This is a genomic window from Bradyrhizobium sp. Pa8, assembly GCF_052588265.1.
Genome location: NZ_CP176767.1, coordinates 7,135,880 through 7,150,460 on the forward strand (window position 1 = coordinate 7,135,880; position 14,581 = coordinate 7,150,460).

Sequence of the window (14,581 nt, forward strand, 5' to 3'; positions counted from 1 at the left end):
CTACTGCTCGAGCACGTAGGAGCCCGGCGCATCGCCCAAGGGCGCGCCTTTTTCTGTCGCACCTGGCAAGGGGGCCGGAACAGGTTGACCGGAATGGGCGGTAAGAAATCGCGTCCACTCGGTCCACCATGATCCTTCGTGAGATGGCGCACGCTGGATCCATTCGTCCGGGCCGAGATAGAGATCATGCGCTTTCTTGGTGAGCACCTGATAGCTGCGTCCCTCTTCGCCTAGCGGCGCGACAATGCCGGCATTGTGTCCGCCACTGGTTAGGACATAAGTGATGTCGGCATCGGCAAGGAAATTGATCTTGTACGTCGATTTCCAGGGCGCGACATGGTCGCGTAACGTGCCGACGACAAACATCGGCATATGAATATCCGAGAGAGCGACCGGCCTGCCGTTGACCTGATAACGCCCCTCGGCAAGATCATTGTTGAGGAACAGCCGCCGCAGATAGTCCGAATGCATTTGATAGGGCATACGCGTGGCATCGGCATTCCACGACATCAGCTCGCTCGGTGCGGCGCGCTCTCCGACCAGATAGTCCCGCACAACTCGCGACCAGAGTAGGTCGTTGGTCCGCAACATCTGAAATGCACCGGCCATCTGTGCCGTCCCGAGCAACCCCTGCCGCCACATCATATCCTCCAGGAACGCGACCTGGCTTTCGTTGATGAACAGGGTCAGCTCGCCGGCTTCCGTGAAATCGGTTTGCGCCGCGAGCAATGTCACGGTTCGCAGGCAGTCGGGGCGCTCGCGAGCCAGCCTGGCCGCCGCGATCGACAACAGCGTGCCGCCGAGGCAATAGCCCGCGGCGTGGATGGCTTGCCCAGGCCGAATCGAGTCGATGGCAGTGATCGCGGCATCCACCCCGAGTTCGCGATAGTCTTCGAGACTGAGATTGCGATACTCAGATGTTGGGTTCTTCCATGAGATTATGAAGACGGTGAAGCCGCTTTCAATTAGGTAGCGGACCAGAGAATTACGCGGCGACAGGTCGAGAATGTAGTACTTCATGATCCAGGCAGGCACGATCAGAACGGGTTCGGGCCGCGCAGTCGGCGTCGTCGGAGAATACTGGATGAGTTCGATCAGCTCGTTGCGATAGACGACTTTGCCGGGTGTGATCGCAACGTCCTTACCCACCACGCAAGTCTGATCGCTCCTCAGCCTCGCACCAGCGAGCAGAGCCCGCCAATCCTCGACAAAGTTGTGCAGGCCGTAGACGAAATTGCCGCCGCCCGTCTCCATGATCTTGCGCAGAACCTCTGGATTACTGATGGCAAAATTGGTCGGGGCCACCGTGTCCAGGCATTGACGAAGCGCGAAGTCGACGATCGCTGCGTTCGAATGGGCTAGTCCGTGAATGCCAGTTGTCGTCGAATGCCACCATTGTTCGGTCAGCAGGAAAGCCTGGGCTAAGAAATTGAAGGATGGCAGCTCCCAATCCGTACCCGTGAAACGGCGATCGTTCTCCGGCGGCTTGATCACGGACCAAGCCTTGAACGTTGCATGTCTCGGCACCATGGCGTCGACAAAATCAAATGCGTTCTGGATTGCGCGACCGGCAAGACTGGCCTGCTTTCCGGGCGAGGCCAGCAGATGCAATTGCCAGTCGGCAAAGGCCAGAGCCAGCGCAGCCGGCGAGAGGCCGCCAGTAAAGCGCACCAGCGTTGCGTGAAAGGATCGGTCGATGGCATCAACGGCGGTATCGGAGCTCGACGGCTGCTCTGGCGCCGGTCTGTCATTGATCGGGGGCGCCAAGGGGACCTGATCAGAATTGGAAGCCGTGGGAATGCGGCCGGCGGATGCTGGAAGCGACATGGTGAACTCCTTTGGCGCGACCAGCCTACCAATATCGACCGCTGCCGGATTGAGCTGCATCAACCCGGAGATTGGACTGCCGCTCACCTTCGCTTGGCCCAGGCAGCAACAGACCGGCGAGCCTATCGATGATCGAGCAGCCTAGCGTGGCCAAGGGTTTGGCAGCTGCCGAGTTCTGGCAAACGCCAAAGGACGTCCTCTACGGCGCGCTCGGCTCCGGTCCGGACGGTCTATCGCAGGCCGAAGCAGACCAGCGCCCCGCTGGTTCAAGTTCGTAAGCCTCAAGTGAGCGGCTCGTGCGAATTGGGAGCGTTGACATCGGCGACCAACCCCACGCTCAAACCATATACTGTCCGCCATTGATCGAGAGCGTCGATCCGGTGATGAAGCCCGCCTCATCCGCCGCCAGGAACACGACGGCGCGCGCGACCTCTTCGGGTCGGCCAAGACGGCCGACAGGAATCTGCGGCAAGATATTCTTTTCCAGAACATCCTGCGGCACCGCGTCCAGCATCTCGGTACGAATATAGCCGGGGCAAATGGCATTGACCGTGATTCCGAACCGCGCCGTCTCCAGCGCCAGTGCCTTGGTAAACCCAAGCTCGCCGGCTTTGGCCGCGGAGTAGTTGGTCTGTCCGAACTGGCCCTTCTGCCCGTTGATCGAAGAAATGTTGATGATCCGGCCATATTTTCGTGCGCGCATGCCCTCGATCACCTGCCGGCACATGTTGAACATGCCGTCGAGATTGGTGCGGATCACGGCCTCCCACTGCGGCCGGGTCATCTTGTGAAGCGCCGCATCGCGAACGATGCCGGCATTGTTGACCAGGATGTCAATCGGCCCGAGCGAGGCCTCAACGGACCTCACCCCGGCAGCACAACCATCGAAATCGCCGATGTCCCATTGATAGGATGAGATGCCCGTTCGGCTCGCGAAGGCTTTGGCCGCCTCGGTGTTTCCAGCGTGGGTCGCCGCCACCAGGTAACCCGCACTCTGGAGCGCTTGCGATACGGCGGCACCAATCCCCCTCGTCCCGCCAGTCACCAATGCCACCCGCACCATGTCAAAAAGCTCCCATGTCGTAACAAACACATATCCGGCGCGCCTGCCGCCGCTTTGACGTGCGTCAAGGTACCCAATGGCGACACGTGCTGTTCTTAAACGTCCAGACCGGAGCGGGAGGCACGCATGTTTAGAGACCTACTGGTGCACATTCCGACGGAGCGCTCGCCGCAGCCCGCCATCGACGCTTCCGTTTCCCTAGCGATGACTACAGGCGCACAGCTGGATGCAATTGCGACCGGATACACGTCGACGATCGTACCATTTGTTGCGGAAGGCGGTGCGGCCATCGCATCGTCTCTGCAATTCGAGTACGAACGTGCTCTGGAACGGGCCGACGCCGCATTGCGCATTTTCGAGGTCGAGGCGAAGAACGCGAAGATCGCCTATGGGATATACGCACTGAGCGACTCTGTCGCCGAGACCATTTCGAGGGTTGGTGCGGCGGCTCGCCTCCACGATTTGACGGTCGTGTCACAAGGGAATCCGGACGTCGAAACGTTCGACAACCGGGTCCCACAGGAGCTTCTCTTGCAGGCGGGCGGGCCGGTGCTGTTCATCCCTTACACTTTCCGTGGCGCGTTTAAAGCGTCACGCATCGGCATCTGCTGGGATGGCAGTCGCCTCGCCGCTCGCGCGTTGCGGGACGCGATGCCATTCATCACCGAAGCAGATGCCCTGACGACCATCAGCCTCAACGCGTCCGAGGTTCCGGCCGACGCATCGCCCGAACGGCTCGCGAGACACCTTGCGCGGAAGGGCCTGCCGACGAAAGTCATTTCGCTTCAATCCGACCGTGGCAATCTGCAGTCGAGCATCCTGTCGATCGCTGCGGATGAAGGCCTCGACCTCCTGGTTATGGGTGGCTACGGGCATTCTCGGCTTCAGGAAACGGTGTTCGGCGGCGTTACGCGGGAGATGTTCCGGAGTATGACCCTTCCTGTCCTAATGTCGCACTGATGGAGCACGACGTGAGGACACTTCGCCGAACTGAACTCGCCATAACAGGCGCCATTCTCGCCGCGGCTTTGCTTCTCTTCGCAGGCCCCACTATGGCGTCGAGCATCGAGCAAGGACGGCGGCTCGCACTGCTGTATTGTGCAAAGTGCCACTCCACCGACAGGGTCAGTCCCAGCCCACTAAAGATCGCTCCTCCGTTCAGGACGCTACACGAACGATATCCGATCGAGATGCTGCAAGAGGCACTGGCCGAGGGCATCGTCACTGGGCATCCGGCGATGCCGGAGTTTCGTTTCGATTCGGACCAGGTTGGCGATTTTATGGCCTTCCTGAAGACGCTGGAGCAATGAGGGCTCGATTTCTGGAGAATGGCTGGATGACTCTACGGAATCTCTGCGCGGCTTTTGCCATCTCGGCGTTGGCGGGCACAGCCGCAACTGCCCAATCGGACTTCCAGCCTTCCACAACCGTAAGGCAGTATGCGCCTCGTCTGGTCGAACTCATGAGTTCGGCGCAGCTTCAGCATCTGAAATTGTGGTTTGCAGGCAAGTCGAAGAACTGGGAGCTCGCCGCGTATGAACTGCGCCAGTTGACGGATAGTCTTACCCAAGCTGCCATACTCTACCCGGGCATTCCCGTGAGCAACGTGACCACGATGGAAGAACCGCTGCTCTCAATAGCAGACGCGATAGAAACGAGAGACGGCCGCAAGTTCGCTGCTTCCATGCGCGGACTGACGGACGGCTGTAATGCCTGCCATACCTCGCTGGGGCGCAGCTTCATCGCAATGGCAATACCGACAGACCAGGAGCCACCTGCCAATCAGATATTCTCTCCATCGAGGAAAGCGCAGAACAATTGACGCAGCGCAGTCCTTTGCGATCGAGCAACTCGATCCTTCGCTGTGTCGGCCCGTCGAAGACCAGCAATTGTTCATCTCTGAGGATCGAAAGAGTGCGTGAAACGGTCAGCCGTTCGTCCATTTCGAGGAGGAGTGCGGCCACCCTTTCCGGCGCCCTCTTTCGGCCGAGAAGAAGCATATGGCTCTCGGCGTGCTCGGGGTTTCGCGTGACGAGACTGAGAAGGCTTCCTGCCCCCAGCCTGCGATCATCGGCGGACCTACGTTTCAAGATTTCATAATCAGGATGCCGCACCAGTGCCCTGGGCAGATTGCGCTAGGAACACTCCGCGTGGAACTTTGCGCTGCCGACTACAAAGGGCGTCTCGGCCCTCAGCCTCACGTTGACCAGGATCAAGCTGGGCCAAGCGCAGTCGTACACACTGGTCTCGGATCGGCAGAAAATCTGAGGCATTCAAATGGCGCACAAACAAGTCCTGTTTCACTCAGCAGCCCGTGAAAAAGTCCTGCGCGGCGCATCCCTGCTCGCAGACGCCGTGCGCGTAACCCTGGGCCCGAAGTCAAAGTCCGTTCTGATTCAGAAGGGGTGGGGGGCGCCTATCGTCTGCAATGATGGCGTCACCATTGCCAAGGAATTCGACCTCAAGGATGCCGAAGAGAACCTGGGTGCTCAGGTGTTGCGGCAGGCAGCAGAGAAGACCGGAGACGTCGTCGGCGACGGTACCAGCACTTCAACCATCCTTGCTCACGCCATCCTTTCGGACGGAGTTCGAAATGTCGTCGCCGGCGCCAGCGCGATCGACCTCAAGCGCGGGCTCGATCGTGGGACCCGGGCCGCCATCGCGGCTTTGCACGCCATGGCGAAGCCGGTGAAGACCAGAGCGGAGAAAGTACAGGTCGCCACGATTTCGGCGCACAACGATGTGTCCATTGGTGAATTGGTGGCAGATGCGATCGAAAAGGTCGGCGGCGACGGCGTCATCTCGGTCGAGGAGTCCAAGACGACCGAGACTCTCCTGGACGTCGTCGAAGGCATGAAATTCGACCGCGGCTTCCTGTCGCCCTATTTCGTCACGGATGCCGACCGGATGGAAGCTGTGTTGGAGGATCCACACGTCCTGCTCTGCGATCAAAAGATCGGAGCGCTACGCGATCTGGTCCCCCTGCTCGAGCAGGTCGCCAAAAGCGGCCGGTCGCTTCTGATCATCGCCGAGGACATCGAGGGCGAAGCCCTGGCCACCCTCATCGTCAATCAACTTCGGGGCGTACTCAAGGCCTGCGCGGTCAAGGCACCCGGCTTTGGCGATCGACGCAAGGCCATGCTGGAGGACATTGCCATACTGACCGGCGCGCAAGTGATCTCCGAGGAGATCGGCATGAAACTGGAAAGCGCTGCCCTGCAACAGCTCGGTCGCGCCGCGCGCGTGGTCTCCGACAAGGAGAATACAACCCTGATCGGCAGTGGTGGCGATCGTGCCCGCATCGATGCGCGGCTCGCCCAAATCCGCGTCGAAATCGAAAAGACGACCAGCGACTACGATCGCGAGAAGCTCGAGGAGCGCCTCGCCAAGCTATCGGGCGGCGTTGCCGTGATCCGGGTGGGAGCACCGACCGAAGCAGAGATGAAAACGAAAAAGGAGGCGCTGGACGACGCGATCAGCTCGACGAAAGCTGCGGTCGCGGAAGGCATCGTGCCGGGCGGCGGCCTTGCGCTGCTTCGGGCCGTCGAGGCTGTGGCCAAGGAAGAGGCCACGTGCGAGGGCGACGAACGGACGGGCGTACAGATCCTGAGGCGCGCACTCGAAGCCCCCGCACGTCAAATTGCCGAGAACTCCGCGACCGACGGGGGCGTCGTGGTTGCACGGATGCTTGGCAGCGAGGGCAATTTCGGCTTCGATGCCGCCCGGAAGGTCTATGTCGACCTCGTGGAGGCCGGCATCGTCGACCCGGTGAAGGTCGTACGGACCGCGCTTGAAAACGCGGTTTCCGTCGCAAGCGTGCTTCTTTTGACGGAAGCGACGATGACGGAAATTCCGGAACCGAAACGCGAGCGGTTGCCTGAGCCCGACATGGCGATGTAGTTGCGGCACGTCCCTGCCGCAAACTCCAGCATCGGGATCATTTGTCACAGGATGTGACGATGCCTTATCGTTCAAACGAAGATCTTCCCGCCGGAGTACGACACCACTTGCCCCCTCATGGCCTGGACATCTATCGGGAAGTGTTCAACCACTCCTTTGCCTCGCATGTCGGGGACCTCCGGCAGGAAGAGATCGCACACCGAACGGCCTGGGCCGCCGTGAAGCGCTCCTACGTGAAACTTGGCGACCAATGGGCGCCGAGGGACCGGATGCATGACCGACGCATATGATCTCGACCGTTGGTCGAGAAATGTCTGTCTCGCTGCCGCATTTTGCTCCGTCGGAAGGGCGCTGATCGCCGAGCTCGCGCCACGTTGAACGAGGCCTCACTCACCACCTTTTTTCCAGTGAATCTAAACGCGAGTGTAACCCGGGCAGCTCGAAACACCTTTGCGGCGCGGCTCGCGAACTTGAGCGAAATCAACCTCCGTCCGATGGCCGTGCTTATGCTTCATGGCGACCGGGATGGTCAAACCTCGAAGGAGAAATCATCATGGCAACCGAGACAAGATTACCTGTCACGAAACCGTCCAGCGCGCCCGTTGCCGGCAGCGAGACATGGCGGCCGTTTCAAGCACTGAGAAGCGAAATCGATCAGATCTTCGACGATTTCGGCAGCGGCTTCTGGAATCGGCCGTTCCGATCGCTCGCACGGCTCGAACGCGACCTCTCCAAGTCGATCTCTGCGCCGGCCGTCGACGTCGCCGAAAGCGACAAGGCCTACGAGATCACGGCGGAGCTGCCTGGCCTCGACGAAAAGAACATCAACATTACGGTCGCAAACGGCGCTCTCACCATCAAGGGCGAGAAGCGGGAAGAGACCGAGCAAAAGAAGAAGGACTACTACGTCTCCGAGCGCCGCTACGGCACCTTCGAGCGCTATTTTACGCTGCCGGACGGGGTCGACGCCGACAAGATCGAGGCGACCTTCAAGAACGGCGTGCTCAAGGTCACGCTTCCGAAGACCGAGGCGGCGCAGAAGCCGGCCAAGACGATCAACGTGAGGGCCGCCTGAGGGCCTCACCGGAGCGAGGCTGCCCCCAGCCGCAGCCTCGCCCCTATCATGGAAGTCAGAGCATTGTCGACCTTGGAGGGCGTATCATGCGCGCACATCATGTCATGACTAAAGACGTCGTCGCCGTGACGCCGCACACCACGATCGAAGAAGCTGCCAAGATCATGCTTCGGATGCGCATCAGCGGTCTGCCCGTCATCGATGATGCCGGCAAACTCGTTGGCGTCGTCTCGGAAAGCGACTTCCTTCGCCGCAGCGAGATCGGCACCGCTCGCAAGCACGCCGGCTGGCTGAAGTTCTTCATGGGACCGGCACGAGCGGCCACCGAATTCATTCACGAGCGCGGCCGCAAGGTCGAAGATGTCATGACGCGGCACGTTATCACGGTGCAGGAAGAGACCTCGCTCGCCGAGCTGGTCGACCTGATGGAAAAGCACGACATCAAACGTGTTCCGGTAATGCGGAGCAAGGCGCCGGTCGGAATCGTCACGAGGACGAATCTGTTGCAAGCAATGGCGAGCCTCGCGCATGAAATCCCCGACCCGACTGCCGATGACGAGCACATTCGCGAGCGCATCACGCGTGCGGTCAACGCGGCTGACTGGCGCCCAATCGGATTTGAGGTGAGCGTCCGCCGAGGTGTCGTGCATCTGCACGGGCTCATCACCACCGATCAGGCCCGGCGGGCAACGATCGTTGCCGCCGAGAACACCAATGGCGTCAAGGAGGTTCACGACCACCTCCGCCACACCTACTCGGAATATTTGGCCGAGTCGGAGAAAGACATGAAGGCTGCGGGCTAGTCTGCTCGCGGATCGAGGTCGCCATGCTCGGATGGATCGTTCGGATTCTATTTGTCATAGCAGCGCCGATCACGGCGCTGTTCGTAGCGCGTGGTGACGCGCTGAACTTCGGCTTGATTCAGACCTTTGTTGCAGTGCTCCTTGTCACAGGCCTGGTCGGGCTGGCTGCGGCCTATTCCGGGCGCAGCCGACGCGCCCCTCGCTGAACATGCATACGTCCGGATCGGAATTCGGATCGCCGACGGGCCGAGGACGATGACCGCGGCAAGATCTTGATCCTATTGGGCGGACACAAAAAGCCTCGTGATCGCGTCGACCGGTGCTGCAAAAGCGAAACCACCTATTCGAGCGACGATCACTCCGATCAGCTTGCCCTTTATATTCACCAGCGCGCCTCCCGAGCTCCCCTGGCCCACAAGCACATCTGATTGGATCAGATCGCTATTGGCGATGCCTGGGCACGAACGATGCAACGCTGAAACAATGCCAAATGTCACGCTCTGTCCCCAATCCTGGGGATCGCCGATCGCCAGGACGGGCTCTCCCACCTCAAGCGCGCCAGGTTTCTCCAAAGCCAGTACACGAAGGTTATCGGCGGCGATTCGCAGTAGCGCAACGTCATCTCGCTCGGATCGGGCCAGCAGAACGGCGTTCAGGGCTCGCCCATCCTGGAGCAATGCTTTTACGACCGTTGCGTTTGCAACCAGGTGATCTGCGGTGACGATCAGCCCTGTCAGGGCATCCACGATTACGCCCGCTCCCTGCAACTCTCGAGGTGTAGGAGGATCTGGAAATCCAGCTTCCGGATCGAATATTCGTGGCTCTGACGGCAGGCCCCAGCTTCGTATCCCCACCACAGCCGGCGAGACGCGTTTCACGAGGGGAGCAAGGCTTCTCGTCGAGTAAGTCTCTTCTTGTTCTCTATAGAGACCGTCGCCCCAACAGGCACTGGACCCGAGGACAAGCGTCAGACTCCACACCGAGAGGCCTATCCATCTCAGACATCGGCAAAACATACTGTGTGACATAGGGCACCGCCCCCGGCGATCAGAGTACGTTACCTGAAGAGACTAACGACCTGGATTGGGAGCGATTTGAGGATTCTCAAATTGCTTCGCTCTGCTCGCAGATTTCCGGGTGGATGTTGGATGGCCACGGGCTGCACCACCTTTTTCCGGCCTAAGGATACTTCCTTAGGTGAAGCCCCCAAATTTCAGCCGCACGGTGGATGCTTTAGAAGGGCTTCGCAGGCACGCATTTGGCTCGATGACGAGCGGCCTGCAATGAACCATTCGATCTGCACCGTGGATAAGGCAACGCACCTGAAGGTGGTCGTCTCCGTGCTGCTCGCCAGCATCGCCATTGTAGCGACCGCACTGACCGCCCGCCTGACTCATCCGGAAATGAATGCGAAGGCGACGACTCAGACGGTCTACGAGGCTCGTTCAGCCCATGCTCTTACCGAGGTCGCGCGACGCGAGAGGCACCCGATTTAGATCGGCTGTTGGAGGATCGTGAGATGACCGCCGAAGCGATCAAGGCGTTGATGATATTGGCGCTGTATAGCGTGCTCGAAATCACGCTCTTTTATTCGTCGATTGGCGATTTTCGCAAACGTCTGGTTCGCCCGCGCAACCGAACCGCCACCGCCGAACTTGCCGGTCGAACACAGGAGGACCAGGGCGCGCACTCATAAATGCATCGTTCACCTCCGAGGTGATGCATACGTTCTACGACGCACTGGGTATTTCGACGTTGCGACCTTCGCCCATTGTCCAATCACGTCAGGCCAAGGTTGCGAACCAGCATATAGATCGCCACCGCGAATATGAGCGCCGCGAACACGGTGTTCAACGTACCTTTGCGCTCGGCGAGGGAGCTGGCCGAGCGGGCGCCAAAGAGCCCCCCGAGAACTCCGCCGCAGACAAACAACGCGGCAAGATACCAATCGACGAGGCCGGACAGGGCGTAGTTGGCCGCCGTCGTCAGCCCAAAGGCGGTCACCGCCACGAGAGAGGAGCCAACCGCGTAGAGGATCGGCATGCCGGTGGCAGCGATGAGTGCCGGCACGATCAGGAAGCCGCCGCCGATCCCGAAGAAGCCGGACAAAGCTCCCGTGATGAGCCCTGAGGCGAGAAGCCTCGGCAGGTTCTCGCGGTTGAGCCGGACCGATGGCTCACCCATGCCGGAGCGGCCCTTCAGCATCAGCGCGCCCACGACCATCATGACGGTGGCGAACAGCGCGAGCAACTTCTGGCCCTCGACGATCTTGCCGAGGGTAGAGCCGAGGAAGGCGCCGGCCACGCCTGCGACTGCGAATACGGAGGCGCAGCGCCACTTCACGTTGCCGGCGCGGGCGTGGTTGACGAGGTTCGCGGCAGCGTTCGCCGCGACGGCGATCGCGCTGGTGCCGATCGCCACATGCGGATCCGACACGCCGACCAGATAGACGAGGAGCGGCACGGCCAAAATCGAGCCGCCGCCTCCAACCAGCCCCAGCGAAAATCCGACCAACGAGCCAGAGACGAGGCCGAGCGCGCCTTGGGTCAGCGCCAGCATAGTGGGCTACTCCTCATTTCAAACCGCTGTCATCCGGCCCGTGTGGGCGAGCCGTAGACGCTGCGGTTCCAAGGCGCGCGCATGAGAATGCGGGCCATGCCGCAAAAGCCGGTGAGGCCGGCCGTGAGCAGCCCGGCGCCGACGAAGGCCGGCACCGCGAAGAACCAGGGCGACACGAAGAGCCCGAGCAGCGTGCCCACGACAGCAAGACTGCCGGCCCCAATCTGTACCTGGCGCTGAAGCTCCAGCGGTTGGCGCCGGTCGTTCACGACCGGCAGGCCCGCCTTGCGCCAGGCGTCGAGTCCGCCTTCGACGATAAAAGCTTCGCAGGTTTCGCCAAGCTTCGCCGCGAGCCGGGGCGCGTTGGCCTGAGTGCGCGCGCCGCTTTTGCAGTGAAAGATGACCGGCCTGCCCTGATGCAAGGCGACATCTGCCTCGTCGAGCTTCGACAAGGGAAAGTGCCGCGCGCCCGGGATCTTTTCGCGGGCGTGCTCATCGGCTTCGCGGATGTCGATCAGGACGGCGCCGCTGTCGAGAAGGCGACGCGCCTCGGCTGGCTTGATTGTGGGTAGTGACATGATTAGCTCCTCTACTTTCCTGAATTAGTTCTTCGCCTTGGTGGGCTTGCAAAACAGCCTGTGCAGCGTGGCAAAGAGTTGCTCGATGCGCGGATCGGCGATGCGGTACCAGAGCGTCTGGCTTTCGCGCCGAAACGCGACGAGGCCCTCCTCGCGCATCCTCGCGAGGTGCTGCGACAGTGCCGATTGCGATAGCCCTACGGCTTCCGCGAGCGCACTCACGTTGCTCTCGCCACATTCGACGAGCTGGCACAGGATCATCAGCCGACGCTCGTTGGCGAGCGCGCGCAAAATGCCGGCGACCTCGACCGCCTGCTTTTCGAAAGTCTCCAGATCGAAGGCCCGGGAGGCCATTGGCCGCTACCTTATTTAAGGTATTGCTAATTTAGATATTGCTAATATATTTGTCAAGAGCAGCGGAACAGGTGACATCCAGGAGGTTCAAGCCATGTCAGGACAACCGATCATCCGAGCGTTCTTCGACGAGCCGACCAACACGGTGAGCTATCTGGTTGCCGATCCGGCGACCAAGAGAGCCGCCATCATCGACCCGGTATTCGACTACGACCACAGTTCGGGTGAGGTGGACACGCGCTCGGTCGAGTCCATGCTGAAGACCGCCGAAGAGGCGGGCTACACGATCGAATGGGTGCTCGAGACGCATGCCCATGCCGACCACCTCTCGGGCGCCCCTTTCATCAAGGCGAAGACCGGCGCCAAAATCGGCATCGGCGAGCACATCAAGGACGTGCAGCGCATCTTCCGGCCAATATTCAACGCCACGGACCTGAAGACCGACGGCAGCGACTTCGACCGGCTCTTCCGGGACGGCGAGCGCTTCAAGATCGGCGAACTCGACGTGGAGGTGATCTATACGCCGGGGCACACGCCTGCCGACGTCTCTTACAAGATCGAGGATGCCGTGTTCGTCGGCGACACCCTGTTCATGCCGGACTACGGCACGGCTCGGGCCGATTTCCCCGGTGGCGACGCGCACAAGCTCTATCGATCGATCCAGCGGCTCCTGGCGCTGCCGCAAGAGACGCGGCTTTTCATGTGTCACGACTACAAGGCTCCCGGCCGCGACATCTACGCCTGGGAGACGACGGTGCGCGAAGAGCACGAGAAGAACGTCCAGGTCAAGGAGGGCGTCACGGAGGATGAGTTTGTGGCCATGCGCAAGGCGCGCGACGCCAAGCTCTCGGCGCCGCGGTTGCTGCTGCCCTCCATCCAGGTGAACATCCGCGCCGGCAAATTCCCACCGGCGGAAGCCAACGGCGTACGCTATCTCAGTATTCCCGTTACGCTGAAGGGAGGAGCGGAGACCTGCGTTTAAGCGCAGGCCAGCCGCTATCGTCTGAAACTCTCATTGCGACGCCTCTTTCGCTCTAGTCGTCGACGGACGTGCGCGAAAGAAGGATGTCGTCTTGTGGCCCCAAAAATGGCGGTGGAGCAAGATTGGCGGAAACATGATCGCTGCTCCGCTCGCGATCGCACGTTAGGCCGCATCCGATGCCTTCAATTTGACGCGGATCAATGCGGATACATTGCCAATCGAACCGCTCGAACGTCGCCGCGATGGCGCAAGGGGTTACAGCGGTCGTGGTCCGGCGTAGACGGCTCCGTCTACAGCGACACGAAATCGCCTCCGCCGTAGTCGTCCTCCGGGTCGGGATCGACGGCTGGAGACAAAGGCGGTCGTCCATCTCTCGAACACCTGGAACGTTCTCGCAGGCTATGATTGCAGCCCGATGGGCGTTTTCGCCTTTGCTGATGGCACGTAGCGCGACCGTATCGTCCCGGACGCAGGTGGCTGATTGCTGCTTGGCAGCTATACCGCTCCGCTCCGGCACCATAGGACGAGTACGTAGTTCTCCTTAGGGTTTCCTGCGAAATATCATTCCTGAATGGGGTCACATACTGTCTGTCGATCACGAGGGAGATGGCCGATGCTCACAAGCGCCCCCACCACCATCACGCGGATCGCTGCTAACAAGATTGCACCTGCCCCCAACCACGTCTCCGACCAATTCGCGGGCATTACCGGCCATGTCGGCCTGGTCGCCAGCGAGTTCACTTACAAGAAGGACGAGGAGATATTCGGCGAGGATGAGCCGGCCGAATACGTCTACCAGGTGACGTCCGGCGCGGTGCGCAGCTACAAGCTTTTGTCAGACGGACGTCGTCAGATTGGTGCATTCCACCTGCCCGGCGACGTTTTCGGACTGGAAGCCAGCTCGGTTCACCGGCTCGCTGCTGAGGCTATCGTGGATACGACGGTACGCCTTATCAAGCGCAACTCTCTTGAAAAGGCCGCAAGCGCCGACGTCAGCGTTGCCCGCAAGCTTTGGATCATGACCGCCGGTGAGTTGAAGCGGGCGGAAAATCATATGCTGCTCCTCGGGCGCAAGAACGCATTGGAGCGGATTGCGAATTTCCTTCTGGATATGGACCGGCGTCTTTCCGTCACCGGCATGATGGCGCTGCCGATGTGCCGGCGCGACATCGGCGACTACCTCGGGCTCACCCTCGAAACGGTCTCGCGCGCGCTCTCTCGGCTCCATGTGCAGGGCGTTCTCGACTTTTCCGGTGCGCGTCAGATCGAACTGCGTAACCGCGATCGGCTACGCAAGATGGATGCGTAAAAAAACCTGGCATTTCGGCTCGAGCCATCTTCGCGGCTCGCTTGATCAAAGTGAGATCGGTTGATTTGCCATTTCCACTATGGCCGGCTCACTGATTCGGCCAGCCATGAGCAAACAATGATCTGGGTCAA

The 14,581-nt window shown here is 60.6% G+C and carries 18 protein-coding genes; 12 read left to right on the forward strand and 6 right to left on the reverse strand.

Features of this window, described 5'->3' with window-relative positions:
* Together ACKWRH_RS33855 and phbB are read right to left on the reverse strand one after the other, a co-directional pair.
* Positions 1–1,827: a PHA/PHB synthase family protein gene (locus ACKWRH_RS33855; RefSeq protein ID WP_445217056.1), complete on the reverse strand. Its 1,827-nt coding sequence runs from the start codon at positions 1,825–1,827 to the stop codon at positions 1–3.
* 337 nt (positions 1,828–2,164) lie between these two features.
* On the reverse strand, positions 2,165–2,890 hold the full coding sequence (phbB, locus tag ACKWRH_RS33860; RefSeq protein WP_445217057.1) for an acetoacetyl-CoA reductase: 726 nt from the start codon (positions 2,888–2,890) through the stop codon (positions 2,165–2,167).
* Positions 2,891–3,016: 126 nt separating this feature from the next.
* On the opposite strand from phbB, the gene ACKWRH_RS33865 reads away from it, so the two are divergent.
* The 8 genes from ACKWRH_RS33865 to ACKWRH_RS33900 all read left to right on the forward strand — a co-directional run bounded on the left by ACKWRH_RS33865 (position 3,017) and on the right by ACKWRH_RS33900 (position 8,874).
* Positions 3,017–3,850, forward strand: a complete 834-nt coding sequence (locus ACKWRH_RS33865) for a universal stress protein (RefSeq protein ID WP_445217058.1) — start codon at positions 3,017–3,019, stop codon at positions 3,848–3,850.
* Between the two features lie 92 nt (positions 3,851–3,942).
* The gene (locus ACKWRH_RS33870; protein WP_445222520.1) at positions 3,943–4,200 is read left to right on the forward strand and encodes a c-type cytochrome; all 258 of its coding nucleotides are present in this window, start codon (positions 3,943–3,945) and stop codon (positions 4,198–4,200) included.
* Positions 4,201–4,226: 26 nt separating this feature from the next.
* Positions 4,227–4,712, forward strand: coding sequence for a hypothetical protein (locus tag ACKWRH_RS33875; RefSeq protein ID WP_445217059.1), 486 nt, complete (start codon positions 4,227–4,229; stop codon positions 4,710–4,712).
* A 455-nt stretch (positions 4,713–5,167) separates the two neighbouring features.
* Positions 5,168–6,790, forward strand: a complete 1,623-nt coding sequence (gene groL, locus ACKWRH_RS33880; RefSeq protein ID WP_445217060.1) for a chaperonin GroEL — start codon at positions 5,168–5,170, stop codon at positions 6,788–6,790.
* Between the two features lie 59 nt (positions 6,791–6,849).
* A complete protein-coding gene (locus ACKWRH_RS33885) occupies positions 6,850–7,080 on the forward strand; it encodes a ChaB family protein (RefSeq protein WP_445217061.1) in 231 nt (76 codons plus the stop codon).
* A 263-nt stretch (positions 7,081–7,343) separates the two neighbouring features.
* Positions 7,344–7,865 (forward strand): Hsp20/alpha crystallin family protein, encoded by a 522-nt coding sequence (locus ACKWRH_RS33890; protein ID WP_445217062.1) that lies wholly within the window; start codon positions 7,344–7,346, stop codon positions 7,863–7,865.
* 86 nt (positions 7,866–7,951) lie between these two features.
* Entirely contained in the window at positions 7,952–8,668 is a 717-nt protein-coding gene (locus ACKWRH_RS33895) for a CBS domain-containing protein (protein WP_445217063.1), read from the forward strand.
* Positions 8,669–8,691: 23 nt separating this feature from the next.
* Positions 8,692–8,874 carry a hypothetical protein gene (locus ACKWRH_RS33900; RefSeq protein WP_445217064.1) on the forward strand — a complete coding sequence of 61 codons (183 nt, stop codon included), beginning with the start codon at positions 8,692–8,694 and terminating at the stop codon, positions 8,872–8,874.
* Between the two features lie 72 nt (positions 8,875–8,946).
* On the opposite strand, the gene ACKWRH_RS33905 is transcribed toward ACKWRH_RS33900, so the two are convergent.
* Positions 8,947–9,414: a S1C family serine protease gene (locus ACKWRH_RS33905; RefSeq protein WP_445217065.1), complete on the reverse strand. Its 468-nt coding sequence runs from the start codon at positions 9,412–9,414 to the stop codon at positions 8,947–8,949.
* A gap of 537 nt (positions 9,415–9,951) precedes the next feature.
* On the opposite strand from ACKWRH_RS33905, the gene ACKWRH_RS33910 reads away from it, so the two are divergent.
* Both ACKWRH_RS33910 and ACKWRH_RS33915 read left to right on the forward strand, forming a co-directional pair.
* Positions 9,952–10,164, forward strand: a complete 213-nt coding sequence (locus ACKWRH_RS33910) for a hypothetical protein (RefSeq protein WP_445217066.1) — start codon at positions 9,952–9,954, stop codon at positions 10,162–10,164.
* 23 nt (positions 10,165–10,187) lie between these two features.
* Positions 10,188–10,364 (forward strand): hypothetical protein, encoded by a 177-nt coding sequence (locus ACKWRH_RS33915; protein ID WP_445217067.1) that lies wholly within the window; start codon positions 10,188–10,190, stop codon positions 10,362–10,364.
* An 83-nt stretch (positions 10,365–10,447) separates the two neighbouring features.
* Here the strand turns inward: ACKWRH_RS33915 and ACKWRH_RS33920 are convergent, their stop codons facing one another.
* The 3 genes from ACKWRH_RS33920 to ACKWRH_RS33930 are packed head-to-tail and all read right to left on the reverse strand — an operon-like array spanning position 10,448 to position 12,159.
* The gene (locus tag ACKWRH_RS33920) at positions 10,448–11,227 is read right to left on the reverse strand and encodes a sulfite exporter TauE/SafE family protein (protein ID WP_445217068.1); all 780 of its coding nucleotides are present in this window, start codon (positions 11,225–11,227) and stop codon (positions 10,448–10,450) included.
* 29 nt (positions 11,228–11,256) lie between these two features.
* A complete protein-coding gene (locus ACKWRH_RS33925; protein ID WP_445217069.1) occupies positions 11,257–11,805 on the reverse strand; it encodes a rhodanese family protein in 549 nt (182 codons plus the stop codon).
* Positions 11,806–11,829: 24 nt separating this feature from the next.
* Positions 11,830–12,159, reverse strand: coding sequence for an ArsR/SmtB family transcription factor (locus ACKWRH_RS33930; protein WP_445217070.1), 330 nt, complete (start codon positions 12,157–12,159; stop codon positions 11,830–11,832).
* Between the two features lie 94 nt (positions 12,160–12,253).
* Between ACKWRH_RS33930 and ACKWRH_RS33935 the strand changes: the two genes are divergently transcribed.
* Positions 12,254–13,141, forward strand: coding sequence for an MBL fold metallo-hydrolase (locus tag ACKWRH_RS33935; RefSeq protein WP_445217071.1), 888 nt, complete (start codon positions 12,254–12,256; stop codon positions 13,139–13,141).
* Positions 13,142–13,754: 613 nt separating this feature from the next.
* On the forward strand, positions 13,755–14,450 hold the full coding sequence (locus ACKWRH_RS33940; protein WP_445217072.1) for a helix-turn-helix domain-containing protein: 696 nt from the start codon (positions 13,755–13,757) through the stop codon (positions 14,448–14,450).
* Positions 14,451–14,581: the final 131 nt, after the last annotated feature.